Genomic DNA, 17,108 nt, shown 5'->3' on the forward strand with positions numbered 1-17,108 from the left:
CCATGTCAGGCATTTCATCCGCTCGCCGATTGAGCGCGGCTTTCGCAATACTTGTGAGCGTGAGTACCGCCGCCTCGGCACAGAATGCCTTCAAGGAATTCAAGCAGCTCGACGGCAGCGTCAAGATGCCGAAGCTCAATGCTTTCGTGGCACCGAATGGCGAAAATTCGCCTGCGCGCACATTGCGCGACGTTTCCCTCGAAGCCAAACTCACGCCCCAGAGCGGCCCCCAGCAGCAGGGCCTTGCCTGGTACGTCTTCAGCCCGATTGCGGGCGCTGACGGCAAACTGCCGCTGGTTGCCAGCTCGCGCGGAGGCTCGGCCTCCTTCCACCTTTTGCCGGGCGACTATTTCGTCAATGTCTCTTTCGGCCGCGCCGGTGTCACCAAGCGGCTGAGCGTGCCTGAAAGCGGCGATACCCAGAAGCAGACGATGGTTCTCGACGCCGGTGGGATGGTCCTGAACGCCGTATCCGGCCCCGATGTCCGCATTCCTCCGAACGAGCTGAGCTTCTCGATCTATTCGAGCGAAGCCAAGGAGGACGGCGAACGCGGTCTTGTCATGGACGACGTCAAGCCGAACACGCTGGTCGGCCTTAGCGCCGGCACCTATCACGTCGTTTCCGAATATGGCGAGGTCAATGCAGTCATCCGTGCCGACATCCAGGTGGAAGCCGGCAAGGTGACTGAGGCGACCATCCAGCACAGGGCGGCAAAGATCACGTTCAAGCTGGTCTCTGATGCCGGCGGCGAGGCGATCGCCGATACGGCCTGGTCGATCCTGACGTCTGCGGGCGATATCGTCGGGGAAAGCGTCAGCGCCTTTCCGACCATGGTGCTTGCGGAAGGCCGCTACACGGCCGTCGCCCGCAACAAGGACAAGATCTATCAGCGCGATTTCACGGTCGCCGCCGGCATGAATACGGATGTGGAGGTGCTGATGAAACAGCAGCAGCCGCAAGATGCCGATACCGAACAGTCGGCCCGACAGCTGCCGATCCAGATGCCGCCGATGCGCCAGAGCCAGACGCCTCCGGCCACCACCAATCAGCAGCCGCTGCCCACCTACGAACAATTGGCGCCGGCCGCCGGAGGAGATGACGGCGATAGCATGGATTGATGCCCGAGACGACGTGATTTGGTCGCTGGCGCGAACAATCCAGACAATCACCACTCGGCGATAGAATTTCGTTACTTATCCCGCCCTGCGCCGCAGCACCTTTCTCGGCGGGGCCATGGAGAAGACCGCGCCATAGAGCTTCGTCAGCAGATCCTTGCGATCGCTGCCCTCGCTGAGCGCTTCCCAGCTCCTAGGAGCGCCGATATGCGCTGTTATCGTGCTGCCCGAGAGACGCCGGAATTCGCGGATCAGCAGCGAGATGCGCAGGGTCATCGAGATGCGGCTCGCCAGATGGAACAGTCGGCCGTTCTGTCCCTCGAAATAAATGGGGATGACGCTCGCGCGCGCCGCCTGAATGAGTTTTGCCGGGAATATTTTCCAGGGAAGATCCTCTGCTCGGCCGAAGCCCTTCTTGGCGGTTGCGACGCCACCGGCGGGAAAGACGATGATCGTCGTGCCTTCTTTGAGCAGGCGAACGGCCTCATGCCGGGTCTTCATGTTGATTGCCATCGCTTCCTTGGTTTCCTCGAAGGAAACTGGAAGCGAATAATCGTTCATTTCAGGCACTTTCAACAATTCGTTGTTGATGAGGACCTTGAAGGGACGCCCCAACTGCTCGGCAAGCGCCAGCACCGCGATGCCGTCGCCGATGCCGTAGGGATGATTGGCGACGATGACGATCGGCGCCTCGGGGATTTGGTTCGGGGGCCACTCGCCCTTGATGAGCAGGCGCACATCGATGAGATCAAGCATCTTGCCGAAAACCCGCTCGCTCTTGCCGACGATATCGGTTCGCCAGATATCGTAGAGCCGGGCATAACGGTCTCGGCCGGAAAGACCTTCGATGGAGCGGATGAACCAGCGCTTGATCCGCGTGTCCCGTTCATTGGCGTAGGATAATTCTTTGAATTCCAAGTGCGCGACGGGGCTGCCCCGCTCCTATGGTCTCAGTTGCGTCACATGCTGCAGCCACAGCAACGCGTTGATTCATCAATTATATGAAAGTCGTATGTCAGTTCTCTGACGGCACCCTGAAGGTGCCGCCAGATATCGATCGGCAGTCAGGCGGCCTTAACGCGCCGTGCTTCGCGCTTGCGCAGAATGTCCGGCGGCGTCGCTTCGAGAGCAAGCGATGCGATCGCTTCGTCGAGCGACATCGACGTTTGCGACTGGCTGCCGAGGCGGCGGATATTGACCGAACGCTCTTCGGCTTCCTTCTTGCCGCAGACGATGATCACCGGGACCTTCGTCACCGAATGCTCGCGGATCTTGTAGTTGATCTTCTCGTTGCGGAAGTCGGTCTCGACATCGAGGCCGGCATCGCGCAGTGCTTCGGCAACTTCTTCGCCGTAGGCATCGGCTTCCGAGGTGATCGTCGCGACGACGACCTGCAGCGGCGAGACCCAGAGCGGCATATGGCCGGCGAAGTTCTCGATCAGGATGCCGAGGAAGCGTTCCATCGAGCCGCAGATGGCGCGGTGGATCATCACTGGCTGCGTCTTTTCCGAATGCTGGTCGATGTAGAAGGCACCGAAGCGCTCCGGCAGGTTGAAATCGACCTGCGTCGTGCCGCACTGCCATTCACGGCCGATGGCGTCCTTGAGCGTATATTCGAACTTCGGACCGTAGAAAGCGCCCTCGCCCGGCAGAATGCCGGTCTTGATGCGCCCTTCGGACTGCGCCTCTATCGTCTTCAGCACGTCCATCATCACGCTTTCGGCGCGATCCCAGAGCTCATCCGAACCGACGCGCTTGTCGGGCCGGGTCGAAAGCTTGACGACGATCTCCTTGAAACCGAAGTCCTCATAAACCGACAGGATGAGGTCGTTGATCTTCAGGCACTCGGCAGCCATCTGCTCATCGGTGCAGAAGATGTGCGCATCGTCCTGCGTAAAGCCGCGCACGCGCATCAGGCCATGCAGCGCGCCCGAGGGCTCGTAGCGATGCACAGCGCCGAATTCCGCAAGGCGGATTGGCAGTTCGCGGTAAGACTTCAAGCCATGCTTGAAGATCTGGATATGGCCCGGGCAGTTCATCGGCTTCAGTGCGAAAACGCGATCGTCATCGGTATCGTCGCCGGCGACGGTAACCTTGAACATGTTGTCGCGATACCAGCCCCAGTGCCCCGAGGTCTCCCAAAGCGACTTGTCGAGCACCTGCGGTGCGTTGACCTCCTGATAGTCGCCCTGCAGCCGCCGGCGCATATAGGACACCAGCGTCTGGAACATGCGCCAGCCCTTGCCGTGCCAGAAGACGACGCCAGGGCCTTCTTCCTGGAAATGGAACAGGTCCATTTCGCGGCCGAGACGACGGTGATCGCGTTTTTCGGCTTCAGCAAGAATGTGCAGATAGTTGTCGAGATCCGCCTGTTCGGCGAATGCCGTGCCGTAGATACGGGTCAGCATCGGGTTGTTGCTGTCCCCACGCCAATAGGCGCCGGCAACCTTCATCAGCTTGAAAGCATTGCCGATCTGGCCAGTCGAGGCCATGTGCGGACCGCGGCAGAGATCGAACCAGTCGCCCTGGTAATAGATTTTCAGATCCTGACCTTCTGGGATCGCGTCCACCAACTCCACCTTGTAGCGCTCGCCCTTGGCGGCGAAGACTTCCCTCGCCTTCTCGCGCGACCAGATTTCCTTGGTGAACGGCTTGTTACGCTGAATGATCTCGCGCATCCGCTTCTCGATGACCGGGAGGTCATCGGGCGTGAAGGGCTCGTTCTTGGCGAAGTCGTAATAGAAGCCGTTTTCGATGACCGGGCCGATCGTCACCTGCGTTCCCGGCCAGAGCTCCTGAACGGCTTCGGCGAGAACGTGTGCGGTGTCATGGCGGATCAGTTCCAGCGCGCGGTCGTCCGAGCGGGTAATGATCTCGATCCTGCCATCGGTCACCGGATCGGAAAGGTCGCGCACGGTGCCGTCGATAGCAATTGCGACAGCCTTCTTGGCCAGCGACTTGGAAATGGATTCGGCGACATCGCGCCCGGTCGTGCCGGCAGCGAAGCTGCGCACGGAGCCATCGGGAAATGTCAGGGAAACGGATTGGGACATCGATATTCTCCTTGTCCAGTCCCGCCAACGAATGCGGGTGGTTTCGAAAGTTACGGACTAAGTAAATGCTTACTTATGTCCGCGCGCCTGATAGCTGTATTTCGCATTCTAGTAAAGGAAAAGCGGCGTTAGCGGCCGATCATCTCGGCTAAACCACGCACGGTGTTCCAGTTTCGCATCGTTCCGATGCCGAGCCGCTTTGTCGTCAAAGCCGGCAGCATTTTCGTCTCGCTAGCCTTGAGGCCGAAATCGATCCATAAATCGCCATCGACAACGGCCATGCACTCGTCCTGCCGGCATTTCGCAAGCACATCGAGAATTTCGGGTTCGAGGGGCTGCCGCATCACCCGAACGATGACCTCGCTGCCGATCCCGTCTAGAAAGGGATTGCCGTCGGCGAGCCTCAGCCATCTATCGGCATCGCGAACGATGATATCGACATGCTTGCCGAAAGCCGTAGCAAAACCTGTCTCAAGCTGTGCCTCGACCGATGCGATTGGCTGCGGCTCGGCTTCGAAAACAAGATTGCCGGTCGCAACAAGCGTTCGGGCATTGCGAAAGCCCAAACTCTCCGCCATGGCCTTGAGATCGGACATAATAACTCTGCGGCCCGGGCCAAGGACTATGCTGTAAAGCAGCGCGACATAGACTGCCAACGGTCAGGCAGCCTTTTGCCCAAGGCGGAAATAGCGCCAGGGCGTCCACCAATGATAGCGGCGCTCCAGCTCGCCAGGCACCGGATCGAGCCCACTTGTCCCCCCCGGGCCGCAGCGCGCCACGCGAAATAATGTCATCCAGCCGCCAGCCCAAAGCCCATGGCGGGCGACCGCCTCATAGCCATATTCCGAGCAAGTCGGGATGTGCCGGCAGGAGTTGCCGATGAATCCTGAAAGCGTCAGTTGATAAAGGCGAATGAGGCCCATGCCGAGGAGCCGGTCCGGTGTTTTGCGGAAAGGTCCGGCATAATTGCGTGACTTCATCGCCGTGTCGCCGCCTGGTGATGCATCGCGCCGTGTTCGCTTGGAGGGCGCAGCACCGCCCTCGTCTTCATCGTCGTCCTGCATGAGACAGAATTGGCACATCGTCAGCGCCTGCTCAGACGGCTTCAGCCGTTTTGGCATTTCCGCCTTGACGCGCCGCCTCGATCTGCCCGATCGCGTCGACAACGGCATCGAACGTCAGCATGGTCGAAGCGTGACGGGCCTTGTAATCCCTGACCGGCTTTAGATAGCGCATATCTTCGAAACGCCCGTCAGGCCCCTCGCCGTCGGCCTTGAGCATGGCGAGCATATCCTCCCGAGCCTTGCGCACCTCATCGGCGGTAGCACCGACGACATGAAGCGCCATGATCGAGGATGACGCCTGGCCGAGCGCACAGGCCTTGACGTCATGGGCAAAATCGGTCACCACATCGCCGTCCATTTTCAGCCAGATTTTTACGCGAGAACCGCACAGTCTGGAGTGGGCCTGGGCACTGGCATCCGCGTCAGGAAGACTGCCGATGCGGCCGATATTGCCGGCAAACTCTAGGATTTTGCTGTTGTAGATGTCGTCCATCACAGATTTTGCTCCGATGCACCTGTTCGTGTTTCGTAACAAAAAACACAGCGTGTCCGTTTAGGACACTTTCACAGGGACAATGCCATACTATATGTATGTCGTTCGAAGACCATCGAAATGCAATGGTCTTCTGTAAGTTTGATGGGAAACCGTGCAGGACGGCAGGCTTATCCGCCAGCCAGAACGCCCCGGAGCCCGCCAAAGGTACAAAATCTCCGTACCTCGGGGAATGCCAGTGGCGAGTCCGACAAAATGATATCCGCACAGCGGATCAGGAGAACCACAGGTAATGGACGCCATTGTAAAGAATTTTCCGCAAGTCACTGATTCCGAACGTCCGTCGCAGCAGGAAGCTGAAGACGCAATCCGCGTTCTCCTTCGCTGGGCCGGCGATGATCCGCGTCGCGAAGGCCTGCTCGATACGCCTGCGCGCGTTGCCAAGGCCTATCGGGAGCTGTTCGGCGGCTACGAGCTGAATCCCGAGGATGTGCTCGGCCGCACTTTTGAAGAAGTCTCGGGCTACGACGATATCGTTCTAGAGCGGGACGTCCCTTTCTACTCGCATTGCGAACATCATATGGTGCCGATCATCGGCAAGGCGCACGTCGCCTATCTGCCAAGCGGTCGTGTCCTCGGCCTGTCGAAAATCGCGCGTGTCGTCGATATTTTTGCGCGCCGGCTGCAGACGCAGGAAGCCATGACGGCCCAAATCGCCAATGCGATCGACGAGTCGCTGCGTCCGCGCGGCGTTGCCGTGATGATCGACGCCGAACATATGTGCATGTCCATGCGCGGCATAAAGAAGCAGGGCTCCTCGACGCTGACGATGACCTTCACGGGTGCCTTCAAGGCCGATCCGGCCGAGCAGGCTCGTTTCATGTCCTTGGTCCGGGGTCGCTGACCGGGCTTCAACGAAAGAGCGGGAAATGAACCTGATTTTCAATGCTCCCTCCGAAGATAAATCCGAGTTGGAGGATGCAGGCGATTTCACGCCCCGTTTCGACGATCGCGGCCTGATCACCGCGATCGTGACGGATGCACATGATGGCGAGTTGCTGATGGTCGCGCACATGAATGCCGAGGCGCTCGCGCTGACGATCAAGACCGGCACGGCCCACTACTTCAGCCGCTCGCGCGGTAAGATCTGGAAAAAAGGCGAAACCTCCGGAAACCTTCAGACGGTGAAGGAAATCCGAACGGATTGCGATCAGGATGCAATCTGGCTGAAAGTGGAGGTCGCCGGACATGATGCGACGTGCCATACTGGCCGCCGTTCCTGCTTCTATCGAACAGTCGAGCTCGAAGATGGGAAGCCGGTGCTGAGTGTGGCCGACGATCACCTGCATTTCAATCCGGAAGAAGTCTACAAACAGTAGATCTATCGGTGATGGTGTTTCAGCAAGCCACAACCAGTATACGATTTGGAAACGAAAAAGGGACAGTATTTTAGCCGAGGCACACGGAGCCTTGGAGGAGGCGTAAAAATGCTGAATTGGGGGTTGAATCGTCATATCGGCGGACAGAGCTCGCCCGGTTCAGGCCTTACGCAGGATACGTCTACCCCGCTTCTCCCTCCCGCTCCTCCTAAAAAAGTGAAGATTGCTTTGGCGCTCGGCGGTGGTGCTGCGCGTGGTTGGGCGCATATCGGTGTTTTGCGCGCACTCGACGAAGCCGGCATTGCAGTCGGCATGATTGCCGGTACGTCGATCGGCGCCCTCGTCGGTGGCTGCTATCTTGCCGGCAAGCTTGACGAACTCGAGGCTTTCGCGCGCTCGCTGACCATGCGGCGTATCGCCAGCCTGCTCGACCTAACCATCGGCGGAAGCGGATTGTTCGGCGGCATGCGGCTCACCAAGCGCATGCAGGAGCATCTGGAAGGATTTTCCATCGAAGATCTCGACCGTCCCTTCGTCGCCGTCGCGTCGGAGTTGAACACAGGCCATGAAGTCTGGATTGCCAACGGCTCTCTCATCACTGCACTGCGGGCATCATATGCCCTGCCCGGCATCTTCGAGCCGGTGCGCTCCAATGGCCGTACGCTGGTCGATGGCGCCCTGGTCAATCCGGTGCCGGTTTCGGTCTGCCGAACTTATGAACAGCCGTTGGTGGTTGCGGTAAACCTGCACTACGATCTCTATGGCCGGTCCGCGGTGGTCAAGCACAATGTCGGCTCACCCAACGGCGATCTGCTGCGCCGCGAGGATGCGCCCGCCATGAAACTCGGCATGACGGGTGTTATGGTGCAGGCTTTCAACATAATACAGGATAGAATTGCGCGCGCACGCCTTGCCGGCGACCCGCCCGATCTGGCACTGCATCCGCGCCTCAGCGATATCGGCCTTTCGGAATTTCATCGTGCTGGCGAAGCAATAGAACGCGGCTACGAGGAAGCATCGGCAAGATTGACAGAAATCCGGCGCATGCAAGAAGCCTACGCGCGTTAAGCCTTGAAAAACCGGTAGCTCAGTAGACCTTTCTGCCGGCGAGACGCTCCGCTAACGCTGCGCAATCGGCGCTTTGCTCGGAATTCAGGCCGTTGCTTACCGTAGGCGATCCACCGCGCCGATTGCTTCGATCACACCGAACTGCTTCTTACCCGGCGATATAGGCCTTGATCTGCTCGGCCTCGAGTTCGATCTCGCGGATGCGCCATTTGACAACGTCGCCGATGGAGATGATGCCGGAAAGCTTGCCCTTCTCCTCGACGGGAACGTGGCGGAAGCGGCGCATCGTCATCAGTTCCATCAACTCGTCGGTGGTCGTATCTTCCTTGCAGCGATGCACCTTGGCCGTCATCATCGATGCAATCGGTTTGTCGAGGCATTCCTGCCCCTGCTTGGCAACGGCATTGACCACATCCCGCTCTGTGAAGATGCCGGAAATCTTGCCGCCCGGTCCGACGACCACGATGGCGCCGATGCGATTCTCGTTGAGAATTTTCGCGGCCTCGGCAACGGTCGTATTGCCGCCCGTCGTCACGACGTCGCGGCCCTTGGCTTCAAGTATGGCCTTTACGGAAACTGACATTCGATCCTCCCATCTCGAAAGCATGATGAACACCTGAAGCGTCCGATATGTTCCGAAATTACCCCCGGAGCTCAAACCGGCGCCTTGCCCGTCGGTCGGTCGATCTCCTCATCCAACGATCGACGGATAGCAATGGTGCGCCTGTGTCAGTCAGAAAGCAACAGCTCATTCATCGAGTGGTAAAGCTTCCTGAGCTTCCACGGGCGGCTGCCGGTCGAAGGGTGCAAAAAGCAGGAATCCGAACAGGAATCCGCCAATATGAGCATCCCAGGCCACCGGCTGCGAGCTATCGCCCGCAAGATTGATGCCGAAGGCTACGAGTGCATTACCGGCGACCCACATGACGATATAGGCGACGACGGTACGGCTTCGAAGCGACTCCAACGTGCTGAGGCGCGGATTGAGATGCGCCTGTCGCATGGAAACTCTGCGACCGTCCATGGCTGGAAACGCAAAGCGGCAAGCTGCCCCCATCAACGCCGACACGACTCCGGACGCACCGATCAAAAGCGTCTGGTCTCCCCAATAGAGCGCCGCATGCAGGAAGGCGGAAGCGGCGGACGAAAAAATCCAGAAAATCACATAGCGCAGCGCACCGATGCGTCGCGCCACGGGCGCGGCAAAGACCATCAGCCAGAGACTGTTGAAGACGATATGCTCGATCCCCCCATGCAGCAGCGAATAGGTGACCGGCGTCCAAAGCCATTCCAGCCCCTGCTGTGACAAGGGAAAAGCATAGCGGGCCGGGATAAAGCTGAAGGCGAAATAAATCCAGTTCAGCGTATCGTCCGACCACGAGGGCAGGTTCATGACCGCGAAGATGACGATCAGAACAGCAAGGCTCGCCAGAATCGCGGGAGGCAGGTTGAAGGCGGGCACATGCTGCTGCGGCCGCGGATTTTCCGGCTCTGGGCGCGGCAGCTGTTCATCGTCCATGTCTTGCTCGGCTTATCGATAGAGCAATTCCAGGAAAAGTGCGAAGCGGTTTTCCGTCCGGAATTGCGTAAAACAAAGGGATGGAGCGTTTTCGCTATTCGAAGAAAAGCGGAAAGGTTCCGGAAGTCTTCGACACATACCGCAGCAAAAATCAAAAAAAAAGCCGCCCGCAATATGGGGCGGCGCACCGGGATGCTCCTCTCCGGATTGGACCTCGCTGGTCCCTCCGGCGCCCGGGAAATTCGTGCTGAAGGTCACTTGGTGAAGTGATGAACAAAGCCTTACACCGACCATCGGGTGGAGCAAGCGAAACCCCCTGTTAACCCTAACGGCCCGGCTCTGGCATGGAATTCGCAACGGTGGAGTCGAGGGCAATGAATGCCTTTGTATTTGAAATGAAATGGGACACGGACGCATTATGCGCCAGAAGACGAGCATCGATATATTTACCTATTGGGAGCATATACGCGGCAACGCTGATGCCCCCTTGCGCAATTTGATACAACCGTCGGCGATCGGACATATTCTTCCCGAGCTGTTCATCTTGGAAAACACGGCCGACGACAATCCCCGCTTCCGTCTGGCCGGTACGGCGATCTGCAACCTCATGGGGCGCGAGATTCGCGGCGAGGATTTCGCGGCGCTCTGGGCTGGCAGTCAGCAGGACGATCCGGTGCACATCGCCGCCGGCGTGATGAGGCACGTGGTTCCCGCATCGATCCATGCGACGGGATATTGCATTAGTGGCCGCAGCATGACCTTCGAGCTGATATTGCTGCCGGTTCGCACATCGAGCGACACTTGCGACAGACTGCTCGGCTGCCTGACGCCTACCGTTTACACGACATGGCTCGGCAATGAGCGCCTGGAATTTCTGGCGCTGGACCGCAGCCGCCTGCTTCGCGACCGCCCCGTCCGGCTCGTGAATGCGCCGCCCCATCCCGATCCAACAGATCTCCTGCCGCATCAGGGAAGCACCAGCCTGGGCGAATGGATGCGTCGAAAGTTAATTCAAGCAAAAAATGGGCGCGAGAGAGCTGGAATTGACCCAGCTCGGAACAAAATCGACGATCATCTCTAAGCCATGCCTTGGGAAAGACAACCTTACTTTAAGGAGTTGCGGCTAATAGTTGGAGGAGACGCAATAGGGTTCAAGACGCTTCATGCACTCATTCCAGCCGGCCCATGCGACGCGGCCCAACCAAATGACAGGCAATGCTGTTCGCAATGATCAGCGGACCTTTCAACGGGTTCCGATCAATATGCAAGGTCGCCTGATGCTGGCTAACTACGAGGAGTTCGAGTGCCTAGTCACCGAGATGTCGCCGGGCGACCTTCATGTCACCTGCCTGGGACGTCCGCGCGCCGACGAGCGCGTCGTCGCCTATATCGATCACCTTGGCCGCGTCGAGGGCAATGTCGTTGCCGTCGATGGCCGCGGCTTCACCATGTCGATCAATGCGACCGAGCGGAAACGCGAAAAGCTTGCCGCCCAACTGACCTGGCTTGCCAACAAGCACGAACTTGGCCTGGCGGAAGATCGCCGCCACGATCGCCTGACGCCGCGCAACACCCGCTGCGAGCTTACGCTCGACGACGGTACGCAATATGTCTGCCGCATCATGGACCTCTCGCTCTCGGGTGCCGCGGTCGATGTCGAAATACGCCCCACGATCGGGACGCCGGTGCGCCTCGGCAATATGCGTGGCCGCGTCGTTCGCCATTTCATGGAGGGCGTGGCGATCGAATTCCTTTCGCTGCAGTCGCGCGAGAACCTGCGCGAATTTCTCTGATATTGTCATCCTCCTGTCACGCGGCGTCGCGAAAAAGCGACGCCTGTCTTCTTCTCAACGCGTGACGGCAAATGCTTTACCCGGACACAATTCCTTTTGACGAAGGCCTGCTTGAGGTCGGTGATGGCCAGCGGATTCATTGGACGCAATCAGGCAACCGCCAAGGCAGGCCGGTCCTTATCCTGCACGGCGGTCCCGGGTCAGGAAGTTCCGCTGGAACGCGACGTTATTTTGACCCGCATTATTATCGAATCATTCAGTTCGATCAGCGCGGCTGCGGTGGCAGCCTTCCGCATGCGTCGGAACCGGCGATCGATCTCTCGGCCAACACGACATGGCATACGATTGCCGATATCGAGCAATTGCGGTTGCACCTCGGCGTTCAAAGCTGGATCGTATTCGGCAATTCCTGGGGCTGCACACTTGCGCTCGTCTATGCCGAAACCCATGCGCAACGAGTGGAAGGCTTGCTCCTCGTCGGCATTACCATGACGAGACGATCGGAAATCGATTGGCTCTATCAAGGTCTCGGTCGCTTCTTTCCGGAGCAATGGGCACGCTTTCGCGCTGCCGTGCCCGAAGAGGATTGCGATGGTGATCTCGTCGCTGCCTACTATCGCCTCCTACTTGACCCAGATCCCGAAATCCACGTGAGAGCTGCAAGAGACTGGCACGAATGGGAGGGCGCCTCGATCCTGATCGATCCGCGCAATACCCTTCCGTCTCGGTGGTCCGATCCTCGCTATCTGACGGCCCGTGCCCGGATCATCACCCACTACTTCCACCATCTCGGCTGGCTCGAGGAACGGCAGATCCTGCGCGACATCCATCGGCTCGCCGGTATCCCCTGCACGATGATTCAGGGCCGGATGGATCTCGAGGCGCCGCTGGTAACCGCCTGGGAATTGTCGCAAGCATGGCCAGAGGCGGAACTGGTGGTCGTTGCGAACGCGGCCCACTCGCCGGCTGTTGTGGAGATGGCTGCCGCGATCATTCGCACAACCGACGGGCTTCGCCGCGACGGCCGAGAATAAAAATCAAAATATTTTTTTAGCCAGCTTTCCCAAAATGGGACAGATCGAGGTTCTTGCGGTCATTTCCAGTACTCGGTAGGCCTATCGCGAGGTGGGCTCTGTGTCCATACAACACGGTTTCTGCCCAAATTTGCGCCCGGACGTTAACGATTCTCATTGTCGAAAACCGTTCCGAAACAGCTGGATATCAAACTCTCGCTTCGCTGCACTTCATACCAAAATTCCTCAAATTTTAATCGAATTTGCCGCGAACTTGAATCAAGTTTTCTGCGTGTTTTATGAGAGTTTTCTCCAGATTTGATTCAACTAAGCCATTAATTTAACTGTGCAATTTTGCGTCAGATAAAATCACGCGTGTCATTCTGATCCCAATAAGAACAGGGACAGGGACATGAACTTTCAAATCGTACTTCGCGGGCTTGCCGCTTTGGCGCTTTCCACTCTTGGCTTCTTCGGTCTTGCTCAGGCAGCACCCGCCAACATGACGATAACAGGCGACGCCGCTCCTCCGATCGGTCACTATGAGTTCTGTCAGGAGAACCCGCGGGAATGCGCCTATGCCGGCGGTGACGCAGGCCCGATGATCCTGAACCAGGATAGCTGGAAGACGATCCTGAAGATCAATTACACGGTCAATACGACCATCAAGCCCATGACCGATATGGAGCTTTACGGCGTCGAGGAAAAGTGGGCGATCCCGACCACCGCCGGCGACTGCGAAGATTTTGCGCTTCTGAAGCGCAAGCAGCTCATCGATGCCGGCTTCTCGCCTTCCGATCTGCTCATGACCGTTGTGCTGCAGCCGAACGGCGAAGGTCATGCCGTGCTGACGGTACGCACGGATCGCGGCGATTTCATTCTCGATAACATGCGCAACAAGGTGAAGCTCTGGTCCGAGACCGAATATACCTTCCTCAAGCGCCAGTCCGCCGACCACCCGGCTCGCTGGGTCAAGATCCAGGATGGCCGCGCCGTCGCGGTCGGCAGCTTGAAATAAGCGTTCTTCACACAGGATCATCGGCGACCTAGCGTCGATGGTCAAAGTCAGAGGCCCGGTCTCGTCCCCTGATTTCTGTCCAGGCCGGTGCCTCTGAGCCGTTCCCACTGTCCCAGGGAACGGCTCTTTTTCCTTTGGTAACTAGGCCCCAAAACCAAGGCTGAAAATACCCCGAGAATTTAAGTGCGCCATTAGCATGGGTTGCGACACATATTTAACCGTCGGTTAACCATCGTGGCGCCAATCATCATTTCCAACGAGACTCAAAAAGTCAGGCGCCGCGAGGCTTTGCCGTCGATGATGGCGACCTGAGCGGAAGGAAATGAAGGCAAGAGTATGGCTCCTCCTCTGTCATCCGCCGCAATGATCGAAGAAAGACCGCTAATATCGAGCGGCTTTGTCTATCGGCTCACGACCGGTGTTGCCGTTCTGGCAGCCTTGACCGTCGCCATATCCGTTGGTGGACACTGGCTTGGTGAGAAAATTTCGCTTGCAGGGCATACGACGGAAACCAAGCCTATCTCTGTCACGATCGGCGACGATACAATGCGTCTGGCTGCAAACACCATTCGCTTTCCGAGCGAGCGTTCGGACGGTACGGCCGAACGCGTCGATCTTTATCTGACCTGGCCGCAGATGCAGGGCTATAGCGAAGCCGATCGCATGCGTTTCGACGATATCTCGCAATCGTCCTCACTGATCTTCCTGCAAATCAGCCAGAGCACGATGTCCCACGACATGTCCGGCCGGCTCGGTCCGATCTATTCGCAACTGATGGATGGGGTGGCCTATGCCGGCCCCTTCGGCCTGACCGCGCATCGGCTTCGTGCGGATGCCGGCTACAACGACGAAATCCTTCTGACGGCGCCGCGGCCTGACGAGACCGATTATGTCGTGCGCTGTCTCCTGCCCTCCTCGCCCACGCTGGCAACCAGCGGCGATTGTCAGAGAGACATCAAGGTCGGTAAGGACTTGAGCGTTCTCTATCGCTTTTCCAGCAATCAGCTGGGTGACTGGCGCGCCATGGATGCCGCCGTCCAGAACTTCGTCAAAACGCGTCTTGTGGATAATGCCGTACCTGCGACGACAGCTGTGGGCGGCCGCTAAAATGGCGCAGAAACCTGAAACCAACTGTTCATCATAAACCGATTGGTAACGCTAAGCCTCTACATTCGAACGGAATGGCCGTTCATGGAGGCGGCGGCCGGATAATCGAGTATGTAAATGCAAGCAGAGAGTGATTTAGTGTCCAGATCCATTCTTTCCGTTTCGTCGTCTCAAACCGGTAAGATTCTGGCGAGAGCGCTTCTTGGTTTTTCGATCGCAACGGCGACGGTCGCGGTGACTGTCATTGACGCGAGCGCGGCCGGTCCGAAATATGCGGGCATCGTCATCGATGCCAATACCGGCAATGTTCTCTACAGTGAAAACGCCGACACGCTGCACTATCCGGCCTCGCTGACCAAGATGATGACGGTCTATCTGACCTTCGAAGCTCTCGAAGCTGGCCGCATCACCCTCGATACCCCCGTCGTGTTTTCGAAGAACGCTGCAGCACAGGCTCCCACCAAGCTCGGTATTGGCGCCGGCCGCTCCGTGACTGTTCGCGAGGCGATTCTCGGCATCGTCACGAAGTCTGCCAATGACGCCGCAATGGCGCTTGGCGAAATGCTTGGCGGTTCGGAGGAAGGCTTTGCCCGGATGATGAACGACAAGGCGCGGGCACTCGGCATGACGCGCACGACCTATCGTAACCCGAACGGCCTGCCGAACACAGCGCAGATGACGACGGCGCGCGATCAGGCCCGCCTTGGCATCGCCTTGCGCGAGCATTTCCCGGAATATTACGGTTTCTTCTCCGAAACGAGCTTCCGGCTGGGCAATCGCACGATCCTCGGTCACAATCGCCTGGTGGGCTCCGTGCGTGGCGTCGACGGCATCAAGACCGGTTACACGCGTGCCGCCGGCTATAATCTCGCAACCTCCGTGAAAGTCGATGGTCGCTCCATCGTCGGTGTCGTCCTTGGCGGCGCTTCGACGCCGGCTCGTGACAACCAGATGCGCAAGCTGATCGCTGACTATCTGCCTAAGGCATCGACAAAGCATATTGATTCCAATGTGATCGCACAGGTCCCGGCCGCAACGCCCAATGTGCAGGCAGCCAGCGCACGCATGGCGGATATCAGCCGCGCAAAGATCAAGAATGACGGGACGACCGAAGTCGCCGATTCCAATCCTTCCAGTGCGTCGGCCTTCGCAGCGGTAACGCGGCAATCTTCCTCCTCCAATCCACTGCTTTCGGCGAAACCGGAGTCCGTGAAGCGGCCAGCCTATGACGAAACGGCCTCCGCCGGATCGTCGGACAATGCCGATGAGGATGAGATCGATACCGTAACGACTGCATCAACCTCCAAGAGCGATACGAAGCTCGCAAAGCTGCAGCGGACCGAAAAGACAGAGAAGGTTGCAAAAGCAACCAAAGCCGAGCGCGGGCCGACTGGCTGGGTCGTGCAGATCGGCGTTTCCTCCAGTAAGGATGGCGCAACCGACCTGCTTGATACGGCTAAGACGAAGGGTGGCAAGGCGCTGCGCTCGGCCAAGCCCTATGCAGTCGCCTTCGATGGCGGTTACCGCGCCCGTTTTGGCGGTTTCGAAGATCAGAGCGAAGCAGTGAATGTGTGCAAGGTGCTCAAGCGAGCCGGCGTCAAGTGCTGGGCGAGCATGGAATAGGAATGTGGCCGGTGTTTTCGCGCCGCATGATCTGAAGATTGGTCGGGCTTTCTGTTGCGCCCGATCCTCCGGTTCCGAATGTCAAACGGGCCGGCCCTGAGTTTGTAACGTGTACGGGGTTTTGAAATGGCAATGAACGAGAACTTTCCCGGTTTCTCGCTCGACGGCGGGGGCAAGATGAAACAGAAGGGCTTTGCTCTTCATCCGCTGCATGAGGCGGCGATGCGGCTGGCAGACCTGGGTCTTAGCCGTTCGCGTTCGCGTAACAAGACGAAAGATTTGATCGGCATCCTGCTTTGCCATGGCGCGCGCGCCTGGCGTTACTCGCAGCCGGAAGCACATATTCATCTGCACATCACCGCTCCGACCGGCCGTGCGCCGATCATGATGCGACTGCGTTAAAGCAATCCGAGTTCGGAAAGTTCCCGCCGTAGATCGGCGGGCAATTCGGCTGCCGCGCCGAGACTGTCGAGATCGCGCGGCACATCGTCTTGCAGCAGGTACCGCCAGCCCTGAAATGGCCGCTTCGGCTGCCCTGTCGTCTCGACAACGCTCGGGTCTAGAATAAGCCGGCAGCGCTGAATACCATCAGCGTCGGTGAAGGTCTCGATGCCAAGCAATTTCTGCCGCGCCTGCACCTGCCCCTTGATCACCCAATAAAGCGAGCCGCCATCCAGCAGCTCGTCTATCCGTTTCGGCACCATGCGCGTCGTATGGGTCGTGTGCGGCTCCAGCCCGGCGGCAATGGCGTTCATCGCCCGCTCGGAGACCCATTCGCGCAGATCATCCAGCGAATCCGCGCCGACGCACAATTTGATGAGATGCAAAGCCATAATGCCGTTGAAGTCCTTTTGACCGGCAGC

At 58.5% G+C, this 17,108-nt stretch carries 19 protein-coding genes; 11 read left to right on the forward strand and 8 right to left on the reverse strand.

The window, feature by feature from the left end; genetic code table 11:
- Positions 1 to 2: 2 nt before the first annotated feature.
- Positions 3 to 1,118, forward strand: coding sequence for a hypothetical protein (locus PH558_RS15720; protein WP_095434933.1), 1,116 nt, complete (start codon positions 3 to 5; stop codon positions 1,116 to 1,118).
- Positions 1,119 to 1,193: 75 nt separating this feature from the next.
- Here the strand turns inward: PH558_RS15720 and PH558_RS15725 are convergent, their stop codons facing one another.
- The 5 genes from PH558_RS15725 to PH558_RS15745 form a co-directional block, all read right to left on the reverse strand.
- A complete protein-coding gene (locus PH558_RS15725; RefSeq protein ID WP_095434934.1) occupies positions 1,194 to 2,033 on the reverse strand; it encodes a lysophospholipid acyltransferase family protein in 840 nt (279 codons plus the stop codon).
- Positions 2,034 to 2,179: 146 nt separating this feature from the next.
- Positions 2,180 to 4,168: a threonine--tRNA ligase gene (thrS, locus tag PH558_RS15730; RefSeq protein WP_285205331.1), complete on the reverse strand. Its 1,989-nt coding sequence runs from the start codon at positions 4,166 to 4,168 to the stop codon at positions 2,180 to 2,182.
- Between the two features lie 128 nt (positions 4,169 to 4,296).
- Complete coding sequence (locus PH558_RS15735; RefSeq protein WP_285205334.1) at positions 4,297 to 4,824, reverse strand: DUF1697 domain-containing protein; 528 nt, start codon at positions 4,822 to 4,824, stop codon at positions 4,297 to 4,299.
- 3 nt (positions 4,825 to 4,827) lie between these two features.
- Entirely contained in the window at positions 4,828 to 5,250 is a 423-nt protein-coding gene (gene yidD, locus PH558_RS15740) for a membrane protein insertion efficiency factor YidD (protein WP_285205386.1), read from the reverse strand.
- A gap of 13 nt (positions 5,251 to 5,263) precedes the next feature.
- Complete coding sequence (locus tag PH558_RS15745) at positions 5,264 to 5,728, reverse strand: iron-sulfur cluster assembly scaffold protein (protein WP_285205338.1); 465 nt, start codon at positions 5,726 to 5,728, stop codon at positions 5,264 to 5,266.
- A gap of 289 nt (positions 5,729 to 6,017) precedes the next feature.
- Here PH558_RS15745 and folE point away from each other — a divergent pair, with 289 nt between their 5' ends.
- From folE to PH558_RS15760, 3 genes are all read left to right on the forward strand, one after another.
- Positions 6,018 to 6,629 (forward strand): GTP cyclohydrolase I FolE, encoded by a 612-nt coding sequence (gene folE, locus PH558_RS15750; RefSeq protein ID WP_075856928.1) that lies wholly within the window; start codon positions 6,018 to 6,020, stop codon positions 6,627 to 6,629.
- A gap of 25 nt (positions 6,630 to 6,654) precedes the next feature.
- On the forward strand, positions 6,655 to 7,104 hold the full coding sequence (gene hisI / locus PH558_RS15755) for a phosphoribosyl-AMP cyclohydrolase (RefSeq protein WP_095434939.1): 450 nt from the start codon (positions 6,655 to 6,657) through the stop codon (positions 7,102 to 7,104).
- A 108-nt stretch (positions 7,105 to 7,212) separates the two neighbouring features.
- Positions 7,213 to 8,172 (forward strand): patatin-like phospholipase family protein, encoded by a 960-nt coding sequence (locus tag PH558_RS15760; RefSeq protein ID WP_095434940.1) that lies wholly within the window; start codon positions 7,213 to 7,215, stop codon positions 8,170 to 8,172.
- A 148-nt stretch (positions 8,173 to 8,320) separates the two neighbouring features.
- Here the strand turns inward: PH558_RS15760 and PH558_RS15765 are convergent, their stop codons facing one another.
- Complete coding sequence (locus PH558_RS15765; protein WP_015339966.1) at positions 8,321 to 8,755, reverse strand: CBS domain-containing protein; 435 nt, start codon at positions 8,753 to 8,755, stop codon at positions 8,321 to 8,323.
- A gap of 165 nt (positions 8,756 to 8,920) precedes the next feature.
- Positions 8,921 to 9,691 carry a rhomboid family intramembrane serine protease gene (locus tag PH558_RS15770; RefSeq protein ID WP_285205340.1) on the reverse strand — a complete coding sequence of 257 codons (771 nt, stop codon included), beginning with the start codon at positions 9,689 to 9,691 and terminating at the stop codon, positions 8,921 to 8,923.
- A gap of 418 nt (positions 9,692 to 10,109) precedes the next feature.
- On the opposite strand from PH558_RS15770, the gene PH558_RS15775 reads away from it, so the two are divergent.
- The 7 genes from PH558_RS15775 (at position 10,110) to PH558_RS15805 (ending at position 16,647) form a co-directional block, all read left to right on the forward strand.
- Positions 10,110 to 10,772, forward strand: coding sequence for a PAS domain-containing protein (locus PH558_RS15775; protein WP_285205342.1), 663 nt, complete (start codon positions 10,110 to 10,112; stop codon positions 10,770 to 10,772).
- Between the two features lie 82 nt (positions 10,773 to 10,854).
- Complete coding sequence (locus PH558_RS15780; protein ID WP_285205343.1) at positions 10,855 to 11,484, forward strand: PilZ domain-containing protein; 630 nt, start codon at positions 10,855 to 10,857, stop codon at positions 11,482 to 11,484.
- A 71-nt stretch (positions 11,485 to 11,555) separates the two neighbouring features.
- Entirely contained in the window at positions 11,556 to 12,518 is a 963-nt protein-coding gene (pip, locus tag PH558_RS15785) for a prolyl aminopeptidase (RefSeq protein WP_285205344.1), read from the forward strand.
- Between the two features lie 391 nt (positions 12,519 to 12,909).
- The gene (locus PH558_RS15790; protein ID WP_095434946.1) at positions 12,910 to 13,515 is read left to right on the forward strand and encodes a transglutaminase-like cysteine peptidase; all 606 of its coding nucleotides are present in this window, start codon (positions 12,910 to 12,912) and stop codon (positions 13,513 to 13,515) included.
- A gap of 336 nt (positions 13,516 to 13,851) precedes the next feature.
- A complete protein-coding gene (locus PH558_RS15795; RefSeq protein WP_285205346.1) occupies positions 13,852 to 14,622 on the forward strand; it encodes a hypothetical protein in 771 nt (256 codons plus the stop codon).
- Positions 14,623 to 14,739: 117 nt separating this feature from the next.
- Positions 14,740 to 16,245, forward strand: a complete 1,506-nt coding sequence (locus PH558_RS15800) for a D-alanyl-D-alanine carboxypeptidase (protein WP_285205348.1) — start codon at positions 14,740 to 14,742, stop codon at positions 16,243 to 16,245.
- 126 nt (positions 16,246 to 16,371) lie between these two features.
- Positions 16,372 to 16,647 carry a hypothetical protein gene (locus PH558_RS15805; protein ID WP_092715253.1) on the forward strand — a complete coding sequence of 92 codons (276 nt, stop codon included), beginning with the start codon at positions 16,372 to 16,374 and terminating at the stop codon, positions 16,645 to 16,647.
- Here PH558_RS15805 and PH558_RS15810 read toward each other — a convergent pair.
- Complete coding sequence (locus PH558_RS15810) at positions 16,644 to 17,078, reverse strand: DUF1489 family protein (protein ID WP_285205349.1); 435 nt, start codon at positions 17,076 to 17,078, stop codon at positions 16,644 to 16,646. The genes PH558_RS15805 and PH558_RS15810 overlap by 4 nt on opposite strands.
- Between the last annotated feature and the right edge of the window lie 30 nt (positions 17,079 to 17,108).

It is taken from the genome of Rhizobium pantanalense (genome assembly GCF_030182525.1).
In the GTDB taxonomy this organism is placed as follows: domain Bacteria; phylum Pseudomonadota; class Alphaproteobacteria; order Rhizobiales; family Rhizobiaceae; genus Rhizobium.

Excerpts from the sequence above, each read along its gene's own strand:
- PH558_RS15720 (WP_095434933.1), top strand. The coding sequence starts at position 3 with ATGTCAGGCATTTCATCCGCTCGCCGATTGAGCGCGGCTTTCGCAATA.
- thrS (WP_285205331.1), bottom strand. The coding sequence starts at position 4,168 with ATGTCCCAATCCGTTTCCCTGACATTTCCCGATGGCTCCGTGCGCAGC.
- yidD (WP_285205386.1), bottom strand. The coding sequence starts at position 5,250 with ATGTGCCAATTCTGTCTCATGCAGGACGACGATGAAGACGAGGGCGGT.
- folE (WP_075856928.1), top strand. The coding sequence starts at position 6,018 with ATGGACGCCATTGTAAAGAATTTTCCGCAAGTCACTGATTCCGAACGT.
- hisI (WP_095434939.1), top strand. The coding sequence starts at position 6,655 with ATGAACCTGATTTTCAATGCTCCCTCCGAAGATAAATCCGAGTTGGAG.
- PH558_RS15760 (WP_095434940.1), top strand. The coding sequence starts at position 7,213 with ATGCTGAATTGGGGGTTGAATCGTCATATCGGCGGACAGAGCTCGCCC.
- PH558_RS15765 (WP_015339966.1), bottom strand. The coding sequence starts at position 8,755 with ATGTCAGTTTCCGTAAAGGCCATACTTGAAGCCAAGGGCCGCGACGTC.
- PH558_RS15770 (WP_285205340.1), bottom strand. The coding sequence starts at position 9,691 with ATGGACGATGAACAGCTGCCGCGCCCAGAGCCGGAAAATCCGCGGCCG.
- PH558_RS15775 (WP_285205342.1), top strand. The coding sequence starts at position 10,110 with ATGCGCCAGAAGACGAGCATCGATATATTTACCTATTGGGAGCATATA.
- PH558_RS15780 (WP_285205343.1), top strand. The coding sequence starts at position 10,855 with ATGCACTCATTCCAGCCGGCCCATGCGACGCGGCCCAACCAAATGACA.
- pip (WP_285205344.1), top strand. The coding sequence starts at position 11,556 with ATGCTTTACCCGGACACAATTCCTTTTGACGAAGGCCTGCTTGAGGTC.
- PH558_RS15790 (WP_095434946.1), top strand. The coding sequence starts at position 12,910 with ATGAACTTTCAAATCGTACTTCGCGGGCTTGCCGCTTTGGCGCTTTCC.
- PH558_RS15795 (WP_285205346.1), top strand. The coding sequence starts at position 13,852 with ATGGCTCCTCCTCTGTCATCCGCCGCAATGATCGAAGAAAGACCGCTA.
- PH558_RS15800 (WP_285205348.1), top strand. The coding sequence starts at position 14,740 with ATGCAAGCAGAGAGTGATTTAGTGTCCAGATCCATTCTTTCCGTTTCG.
- PH558_RS15805 (WP_092715253.1), top strand. The coding sequence starts at position 16,372 with ATGGCAATGAACGAGAACTTTCCCGGTTTCTCGCTCGACGGCGGGGGC.
- PH558_RS15810 (WP_285205349.1), bottom strand. The coding sequence starts at position 17,078 with ATGGCTTTGCATCTCATCAAATTGTGCGTCGGCGCGGATTCGCTGGAT.